The organism is Pseudomonadota bacterium (genome assembly GCA_034189865.1).
Classification (GTDB): domain Bacteria; phylum Pseudomonadota; class Gammaproteobacteria; order UBA5335; family UBA5335; genus JAXHTV01.
The window spans coordinates 24950-33266 of sequence record JAXHTV010000027.1 but is presented as its reverse complement, the minus strand read 5'-3'; the positions used below and the strand labels follow the sequence as shown (position 1 = coordinate 33266).

At 59.6% G+C, this 8317-nt stretch carries 9 protein-coding genes; 6 read left to right on the top strand and 3 right to left on the bottom strand.

Translation table 11 applies throughout. The features are described from left to right. The coding region (locus SVU69_11330) for an STAS domain-containing protein (GenBank protein ID MDY6943585.1) at positions 1 to 362 on the top strand (362 nt) is incomplete at its 5' end. A 20-nt stretch (positions 363 to 382) separates the two neighbouring features. Continuing rightward, positions 383 to 1246 carry a universal stress protein gene (locus SVU69_11325; protein ID MDY6943584.1) on the top strand — a complete coding sequence of 288 codons (864 nt, stop codon included), beginning with the start codon at positions 383 to 385 and terminating at the stop codon, positions 1244 to 1246. An 86-nt stretch (positions 1247 to 1332) separates the two neighbouring features. On the opposite strand, the gene SVU69_11320 is transcribed toward SVU69_11325, so the two are convergent. After that, positions 1333 to 2247: a LysR family transcriptional regulator gene (locus tag SVU69_11320; GenBank protein MDY6943583.1), complete on the bottom strand. Its 915-nt coding sequence runs from the start codon at positions 2245 to 2247 to the stop codon at positions 1333 to 1335. A gap of 164 nt (positions 2248 to 2411) precedes the next feature. On the opposite strand from SVU69_11320, the gene SVU69_11315 reads away from it, so the two are divergent. The 4 genes from SVU69_11315 to SVU69_11300 all read left to right on the top strand — a co-directional run bounded on the left by SVU69_11315 (position 2412) and on the right by SVU69_11300 (position 5843). Further along, positions 2412 to 3053 (top strand): NAD(P)H-binding protein, encoded by a 642-nt coding sequence (locus SVU69_11315; GenBank protein ID MDY6943582.1) that lies wholly within the window; start codon positions 2412 to 2414, stop codon positions 3051 to 3053. A gap of 28 nt (positions 3054 to 3081) precedes the next feature. Continuing rightward, positions 3082 to 4092, top strand: a complete 1011-nt coding sequence (locus SVU69_11310) for a cyclase family protein (GenBank protein ID MDY6943581.1) — start codon at positions 3082 to 3084, stop codon at positions 4090 to 4092. After that, complete coding sequence (locus SVU69_11305; GenBank protein ID MDY6943580.1) at positions 4089 to 5045, top strand: DMT family transporter; 957 nt, start codon at positions 4089 to 4091, stop codon at positions 5043 to 5045. Before SVU69_11310 ends, SVU69_11305 begins: the two co-directional genes overlap by 4 nt. Before the next feature lie 111 nt (positions 5046 to 5156). After that, positions 5157 to 5843, top strand: a complete 687-nt coding sequence (locus SVU69_11300) for a DUF4386 domain-containing protein (GenBank protein MDY6943579.1) — start codon at positions 5157 to 5159, stop codon at positions 5841 to 5843. Positions 5844 to 6058: 215 nt separating this feature from the next. Here the strand turns inward: SVU69_11300 and SVU69_11295 are convergent, their stop codons facing one another. Both SVU69_11295 and SVU69_11290 read right to left on the bottom strand, forming a co-directional pair. Beyond that, a complete protein-coding gene (locus tag SVU69_11295; GenBank protein ID MDY6943578.1) occupies positions 6059 to 6799 on the bottom strand; it encodes a cysteine hydrolase in 741 nt (246 codons plus the stop codon). A gap of 676 nt (positions 6800 to 7475) precedes the next feature. Then, positions 7476 to 8315: a tetratricopeptide repeat protein gene (locus SVU69_11290; GenBank protein ID MDY6943577.1), complete on the bottom strand. Its 840-nt coding sequence runs from the start codon at positions 8313 to 8315 to the stop codon at positions 7476 to 7478. Positions 8316 to 8317: the final 2 nt, after the last annotated feature.

The window sequence follows — 8317 nt, the reverse complement described above, 5'->3', positions numbered from 1 at the left end:
TGCTGTCCGGGTTTTTCTTCGCCCACAAGGTGGGGCAGGTGCTGCATGTCGCTTCGATGGCCGAGGACGAAGGGCGCACCCGTGCCTACCGGATCACCGGACAGGTCTTTTTTGCCTCCGCCGAATCCTTTGTCCGGGCTTTCGATTTTCGCGAAGTGATCGAAAAAGTCCGCATCGATGTGAGTCGTGCCCACTTCTGGGACATCACCGCCATCAGCGCCCTGGATAAGGTGGTGGTCAAGTTCCGCCGCGAAGGCGCAGCGGTGGAGGTCATCGGCCTGAATGAGGCCAGTGCCACCATGGTGGATCGCTTTGCCGTCCACGATAAACCGGATGCGGTCGAACGGCTGATGGGTCACTAGCCAGCATGGGAGCCGTGACTATGAACAGCGAAAACCGCGTACTGGCCTGTGTGGACCAGTCAAAATTTGCCGACCATGTGGCTGACTATGCCGCCTGGGCAGCACAGCGTATGAATGCGCCGATGGAACTGCTCCACGTGATCAACCGCCACCCGGAGCTGAGTGACAGCGATGACCACAGCGGCGCCATCGGCTTCAATGCCCGGCAAAAACTGTTAAGCCAGCTCTCCGATGAGGATGAAGCGCGCAGCAAGGCGGCCCGTGAACAGGGTCGCATCTTTCTGAACCGGTTGCGGGAACGGGCCATCGTGGCCGGCGCCCCGTGGGTGGATGTCCGCCAACGTCACGGCGAGCTGGCGGAAACGCTGGTGGACTTGGAGCCGAGCGTACGGCTGATCGTGCTGGGCCGGCGTGGCCGCTCCGCTGAGGCAACCCAACGCGACCTGGGACGTAACGTCGAGCGCGTTGTTCGCTCGTTGCGCCGTCCTATCCTGGCGGTTACCGAGCCATTCCAGCCGCCGCGAAACATCATGGTCGCCTTCGACGGCGGCATGACCGCCCGGCGCGGCATCGAACGCATCGCCACCAGCCCGCTGTTCCGCGACCTGCCCATTCACATTCTGATGTCCGGCAGGAAGAAGACCGATTCCACCAGGCAGCTGGAGTGGGCGGAAGAAAGGCTCTCGTCCGCCGGATTTTCACCCACCGTGGAGCTCCTACCGGGTGACGCGGAACGGATTATTGGCCAGTCGATTATCGACCGCCAGATCGACATTCTGGTGATGGGCGCCTACAACCATTCGCCGCTGCGCAGCGCGCTGTTTGGCAGTAAAACCTCCGATTTGCTGCGCTCATCACGCATCCCCACCCTGTTGCTTCGCTAACCAACGCCCGCGCCCACATCCGCTGATGTGGCGATGTGCGACGCGTGCGATGAATATCCAATCCCCGCGTCTGATTATCGCATCGATTACTCGCTTGGCTGATCCCAGTCGGGTGTGTTTGAAATCCGTTCGGCGAAAAAGTCCACGAATGCGCGCACTTTCGGTGAGAGATGCCGGCGTTGTGGGTACACGAGGAAAATGGAAAGCTCCAGCGTCTGGTAATTGACCAGGAGTGGTCGCAAGCGCCCCGCTTGAATGTCTTGGCCCACGGCGAAGGTGGGCGTACGCGTGATGCCCACCCCGCCGAGTAGCGCTTCGCGCAATGCGAGGCTGTTGTTCGTCTGCACCGAACCCGACACCGGCACGGAAACCGGGGTGCCATCCGGTGCCCGGAAATGCCAGTTGCGGGCGGCTTCCTGATGGCGATAGGTGATGACGTTGTGGTGCTGCAGTTCGTCCGGCGAGGTCGGTGTGCCGTGCTGCTCAAGATACGCCGGCGCAGCCACCACGGCATGACGACAGGGCCCCAGCCGTCGCGCCACCAATGAGGAATCCGGGAGTTCGGAGATCCGAACCGAAAGATCGAACCCTTCCTCGATCACGTCCACCTTGCGATCGTCGAGGTTCATGTCAATCGAAACTTCGGGGTATTGACGAAGGAAATCCGGCAGTGCGGGCGCCACGTGCAAGATACCGAAGGACATCGGCGTATTGAGCCTAAGCGTTCCTCTCGGCTCACCCTGCAGCCGGGAAATCTCGGCTTCCGCCTCCTCAATTTCGTGTAGCGCTCGGCGACTCCGCTCATAAAAGGCTCTGCCCACCTCGGTGAGGCTCAGGCGTCGCGTTGTGCGATTCAGAAGCCGCGCGCCTAAGCGGTCTTCGAGTCGGGTGACGTATTTGCTGACCACCGATTTCGATAGCGAGAGCGCTTCCGCCGCGGCGGTGAAACTTCCGCTATCGACCACTTGGGTGAATACCGCGATGTCGGTCAGTGAGTTCATCGTTCCCGCCATTAGTGAATATTCGTGAACAATCTTATTCCGTTGAACCCGATTATTAAATCGCCAATGCTGAGTATCTTGTGTGGAACGACAGAAAACCCGGTGCTGACTGGGTTCTTCAGTGGAAAAACCAAGCCTGAACAGAAGCGTAAGGAGTTTGATTCATGCGAATCACGGTATTCGGAGCGGCCGGGAACGTCGGACGCCGGGTTGTCAGCGAAGCACTGTCACGTGGGCACGAAGTCACTGCGGTCGTTCGTGACCCGGCCCGCTTCGATGAGTTGCCCGCCGGTGCCATTGCCCATGTCGGGGATGCGGCCAACATCGATGACGTGGTCCGGCTCAGCCACGGCAAAGATGCGGTGGTCAACGCCACGCGGTCGGCAACGAGCAATCGTGACGAAGTCGCCGCTACGACCGGCACGCTCATGGACGGACTGGCCCGCACCGGTGTGCGGTTATTGATCGTGGGTGGCGCTGCGAGTCTGTCGGTGCCGGGTACTACCGGACGGACGGTGCTCGATGATCCGAGATTCCTTTCCCCGGCCACTCGCTCAATCGGTGAGGCCAGCTTGGCTCAGTTGCAGGTTTGTCTCGCGGAAACCCGCGTGGACTGGGTCTATTTGAGTCCACCGGCACGCCTGTTTCCCGGCCTGCGTACTGGGAACTATCGCTTGGGTACCGACGAACTTCTGCTTGATAGCGCAGGTCACTCGGAGATTTCCATTGAGGATCTGGCGGTGGTGCTCCTGGACGAAGCCGAGTCGCCCAAGCATCACCAAACCCGATTCACCACCGCTTATTGACCATGGCACCAACCCCGGGAGACCGACAATGAAACACGCACTTTCGCAACTGATCGTCACGGGCGCTTCGCTGGCGGTATTGGCGCTGCCGGCAAGCGGCGCCGAGCGGACCGTCGGTAAAAGTCCTTGGGGTCCGGACGACGAGATCGGTCGGCTGAATCTGATCACCGAGGCGTCGCGCGGCGCCATTCTCTCCCGGATATCGGGTGGTGAAGTCTATGACTTGGCGGTCGACTACTTTATCGGCATGCCGAGTTGGCAGGCTGCGGGCGATCCACACTATCGGATTTGGATGACCCACACGCCGCACGGCACCGTGGTCGACGACCCCCTACGCGTGGGCGCTACGATGAACGAGCATGTCAGTTACACCGGTGCGGCGATTTCCATGTACACGCACATGGGCACGCATATCGACGCGCTCGTTCACTTCGGTTTGAACGGACGTATCTGGAATGGGTTCCGTGCGCAAGCGCATCTCGGTGATCGCGGCTGGCAGGTGGCCGGTGCCGAAAAGATACCCCCGCTCGTGGCGCGAGGCGTGCTGATCGACGTCGCCGCGGCAAAAGGCCTGGAGATGCTGCCCGACGGCTATCGGATCACACGCGATGATCTGGTGGAGGCTTTGACAACGCAGCACACCGAGCTGCGTGAAGGCGACGTGGCGTTGATCCGCACGGGGCGGATGAAACTCTACGAAGACGCCCAAGCCTATATGGCGAATCCGCCGGGATTGGGCATGGCTGCGGCACGATTCCTCGTTGAGGAGCGCGGTGCCATGGCCGTTGGTGCGGACAACCTGAGCTTCGAGGCGTTCCCTTCGGAGTTAGAAACCGACTACGTGCCGGTCCATACCTATCTTCTCGCCGAGCAAGGCGCACCGATCATTGAGCTCGTCTACCTCGAGGATTTGTCACGCGATCAGGTCTATGAATTCGCCTTCATCGGCGGTTCGCTGAAGCTTCGTGGGTCGGACGCGGCACCCATTCGCCCGATTGCGATGCCCATCAGGGCGTCGACCGCAGGGGGCGAGCGATGAGCGGCGCTCGATCACGCCATCTCGAACAGCCGATACGCCGGCCTCCCTTGTCTGTGGCGGTTGCAGCGCTGCTGGGCGCCGGAGGACTGCTCGGGGTGTCAACGAACCTCGCTAAAGTGGCCGATGGGGTGGGCATCGCGCCGTTGGCCTATCTGACTTGGTCATTGGTCGGTTCCGCGCTGCTGCTCACGGCCGCCGCCTACCTCCGAGGCCAAACCGCCAAGCTGAACCGGCGTTCTGTTGAGTACTTTGTGATTGCCGGGTTTCTGTCTACCGCCGGTTCGAATCTCATTTTCTTCAATGCCGTGCCCCATCTGGGCGTCAGCTTCATCGCCCTGATGTTTTCGCTGCCGCCGCTGTTGACCTATGTCGGTGCGCTGGTGATGCGGATGGAGCGGTTTTGCTGGTGGCGGGCGACGGGTGTGGTCCTGGCGCTTTCCGGCACTGCCTTGTTGGTCATCCGGCAATGGGCGGCGCCCGGTACCGATCGGTTCTGGATTGCGCTGGCCTTACTCGGGCCGGTATTGCTTTCGGTTGGCAACCTGTATCGGACGCGGCGCTGGCCGCCAGGCGCGAGTGCGGAATCCCTGGCCCCCGGCATGCTGGTGGGAGCGATCGCCATCCTCGGGCTGTTTTCATTGCTACCGGGTTGGTCGCTCAGCATCCCGACAGAAAGTCCCTATGCGTTCGCGCTGATCTCGGTGCAAGCGGTCGTGTTCGCAGGCCAGTTTCTGTTGCTCTTCGTGCTGCAGAAAGCGGGTGGGCCGGTGTTTCTCAGCCTCATGGGCGGCGTCAGTGCCGTATTCGGTGTTCCGATTGCCATGGTCTTGCTGGCCGAGCCGGCGTTGCCCGCGTTCCTGCCCAGCGCCGCACTGATCGCCACCGGCATCGTCGTCATGCTGTGGGGCATGACAGCGTGCACGCGCCCGCCCACCCAATCTGAACCGGCATGAAGTCGATGACGAGCGCGGCAACCCGCGAATGGATCAAGGTTCGTCCGTATGGCCCGCAGGGCTGCTCCGCCGGACAGTTAGCGCATGAGCTAACGAAAATGGAACAAGGCAATGAAGGCTGACAAAACGCCGCCGATTGCTTACGCCCGACTCACGGGATGGTTGTACTTGATCATTATCGTATTCGGCCTCTTCGCGGAGCTTGGCGTGCGGGGTAGGCTGGTCGTACCGTTAGATGCCGATGCCACCGCCGCCAATATCCTGGGCGCGGCGGGGTGGTTCCGTCTCGGTTTTGTCGCCGACTCGATCATGCTGCTGAGCGACGTTGCCGTTGCTGTGCTGCTGTATGTTCTGCTCAAGCCGGTGAACCAGATGGCGTCAATGGCGGCCGCGGCTTTCCGGTTGATCCAGGCCGCGGTGTTGGGCTTCAACCTGCTTTTGTACTACGCAGCGGTTCTGCTCCTCAGTGGAGAGACCTACAGGGCCGTCTTTACACCCCAAGAACTCCATTCCCTGGCGTTGCTGTTTCTGGAGATTCACAGCCACGGCTATGACCTCGGTTTGCTGTTCTTTGGGATTTCGAGCTTGATCGTCGGTTCACTTGTGCGCCGGTCCGGATACCTCCCGAGCATGCTTGGCTACGGATTGATCGCCGCCGGGATGGTGTATTTGGCGGGCAGCTTCATTCGGTTCGCCGGTCCCGGCGATGTCTCAATCGTGCAGCCCGCCTATGTCATTCCGTTGGTCGCGGAGCTTGCGTTTTGTTCCTGGTTGCTGGTGAAGGGATTACGTTCGTAAATACGGGGTTGTCCGGCGCGTTGCAAGGGCGCGTGCACCGGGCCTGCCGGTGTCCCAGCGGTGGACGACAAGCGTATCGGTTTACCTAAATACGAACCGGCCTGCCGCGCCGCACGGGTCGTCTTTCAGCCGGGGGTTGCGAACCATTGGCGTTGAGGGTGGGATACCCGGAAGGGTCCATGCCGACCCCGAGTCCGGGCATCCCGCGCCATCGCTTATTTCGTGCCCGCCATCGCCTTGTTGGCGTCTTCGGTTGTCCATACCGTGTTGGCGATAAAGCGGAAGTTAATGAGTGCGGCGGCGTAGCCGTCACCTTCCTCGACTTGGGCCGCGGCAGTTGCGTCTTTGACCACCGCCACTTCAAAACCCTGTTCTACCAGCTCGCGCATGTGGGATTCCGTGCAAAGATTGGCGGACATCCCCGCGAGTATGACCTTGTCGATTCCACGCTTTCGCAGCTGAAGAACCAGATCATTGGTCTCGGGTCCGTAGACCTTGTGCGGACTGGATACGACCGTTTTCCCATCCTCGATGTAGGGTTTGTATTGCGCCAGCCAATCGGCGCCGGAACCTTCGAGTCCGTCCACGTTTACGGGGCCTTTGCGGTCGAACATCCCGATCTTGTGCATCAGCGTTTCCAGTGCGCCTTCGAACTTCCACTCATGGTCGTGCGGGTAGTAGTAGTGCGGCGAGACGAACACCGGGATGTCGTTGGCCTTGGCCGATTTAAACAGCGTCTCGATGTTCTTCACCGTGTTGTTGGCTTCGACGTTTTTGCCCACCACGCCCCAAGTGACGCCATCGGGGCTCAGAAAGTCGTTCTGCGGATCGGTGACGACCAGCGCCGTTCTTCCCTTTTCGATCTCCATGCCCGGATTGGGTAGGGCGGCGAGTGCGGTCGAGACAGCGGCGGCCAGTGTGGCGACGGTGCCCAGCGTTTTCGTGAAGGCATTCATGATTGACTCCTGGTTTTCCGATTGTTGGATGGCTTGATTGCTGATCGTGGGTCGCGTCAGGAGCGGAGTCATTGGCGCGGCACAGCGCGTTCACTGATGCGCCGGTCGCATCGCCACGTGCCAACTGACCGCTCCTGTTGCGTGTCAGCCCTTTCGCATGGGTTGTGCCAACTTCGTAAAACCAATAAATACAAGCACCTAGGAGTATGTCATTCCCGCAAAAAATTGCGATTCACGGAAACTTGAGACCTTATTCCCAAAAAACTGGGAGTCACCCCGTCGCAAATTGGCCGAATGGGCGGAAGGTAAGATTTTGCAGTCACTGTCGATCGGCATTGGGTTTGCGGTGATCGGAGGAGTTGAGATTATGGCGCGGTCAATCCTTGGGCCGGCTTAGTTGAGGGGGGCGTCGGTGGAGTGCTTCCGTGCCGAACTAGCCAGTCCGTTGATACCCGTCAGCCGACAGAAGCGGCGTAATGCGGGTCAAGGGAAATCACCTGGATGACAGCAGCCACCACGCCTGTTCGCCGCAATGTCCAACGTGGTTGAACTGCGCCATGCCGGCTTAAAGTTTTTTGTTTTCGAAAGCAGCCAGGGCAGATGTTGCGTTTCCGAAGCCGAGCTGGCCCGTGGTTGGGGCGCAGGTGCTGCTTGTTTGCCCGGCTGAAGACGCTTTTTACTCGGTGTCTTTTAGCATACTTTCAGCGCGCTCTTTCAAAGCTGCCGCTTCCTCTTTTCTACCCATGTCGTGATAAAGCCAGGCTAAATATTCCAGGCTGTAAGCGACGGTGGGATCATGTGAACTATAAGCGGCTTTTCGGATCTCCAGTGAACGTTTAAAAAGCTGCTCGGATTCCAAGTACCGATCTTGACTTTTTCTGAGCTCGCCAAGTCGGTCGAGGCTGATCGCGACTGCAGGATCGGTTGGCCCAAAGGCATTCTTCCTGATTTCCAGCGAACGCTCCAAAAGTGGTTCGACTTCGGATGTATCGTTCCGATAATCCGCAATCAAATCCAGCGTGTTTGCCACCTCGGGATGGTTTTCGCCCAGCGCTTTTTCCTGTATTTCCAAGGCACGGGTGAAAAGCGATTCGGCTTTGTCGCGATCTTCGTATCTGTGGTAGTTGATCCCCATGTCGATGAGGGTTTTAGCGACCTCCGGGTGATCTTTGCCGAGCGCCTTTTCTTGCATCGCCAGCGAGCGTTGGTACACTTCTCCCGCCCGCTTTTGCAGCGCTAGCGCCTCTTCACGTCGTTCCATCTGTTGATATATGCCGGCGATGTCCGTGAGACAGTTTGCGATTTCACGATGATCAGGGCCGAGACGCTCTTCGGCGAGCTCGAGCAAATCCCGAGCAAGAATCAATGCGGAGGAGTGCTTGTCCTTTTCCCAACTGAGTCGCGAGCTCTCCTGTCGAAGGATTTGCCACTCAAGCCCCATATCTTCTGCATGTGCCAGAGCGGTTGCAGATGCAATGAGTAAGATCAACAGGCCTTCAGGGATGGCTTTTCTCATGG

Bases quoted from the DNA above. Each gene is read 5' to 3' on its own strand.
- SVU69_11325 (MDY6943584.1), top strand. From the start codon at position 383: ATGAACAGCGAAAACCGCGTACTGGCCTGTGTGGACCAGTCAAAATTT.
- SVU69_11320 (MDY6943583.1), bottom strand. From the start codon at position 2,247: ATGAACTCACTGACCGACATCGCGGTATTCACCCAAGTGGTCGATAGC.
- SVU69_11315 (MDY6943582.1), top strand. From the start codon at position 2,412: ATGCGAATCACGGTATTCGGAGCGGCCGGGAACGTCGGACGCCGGGTT.
- SVU69_11310 (MDY6943581.1), top strand. From the start codon at position 3,082: ATGAAACACGCACTTTCGCAACTGATCGTCACGGGCGCTTCGCTGGCG.
- SVU69_11305 (MDY6943580.1), top strand. From the start codon at position 4,089: ATGAGCGGCGCTCGATCACGCCATCTCGAACAGCCGATACGCCGGCCT.
- SVU69_11300 (MDY6943579.1), top strand. From the start codon at position 5,157: ATGAAGGCTGACAAAACGCCGCCGATTGCTTACGCCCGACTCACGGGA.
- SVU69_11295 (MDY6943578.1), bottom strand. From the start codon at position 6,799: ATGAATGCCTTCACGAAAACGCTGGGCACCGTCGCCACACTGGCCGCC.
- SVU69_11290 (MDY6943577.1), bottom strand. From the start codon at position 8,315: ATGAGAAAAGCCATCCCTGAAGGCCTGTTGATCTTACTCATTGCATCT.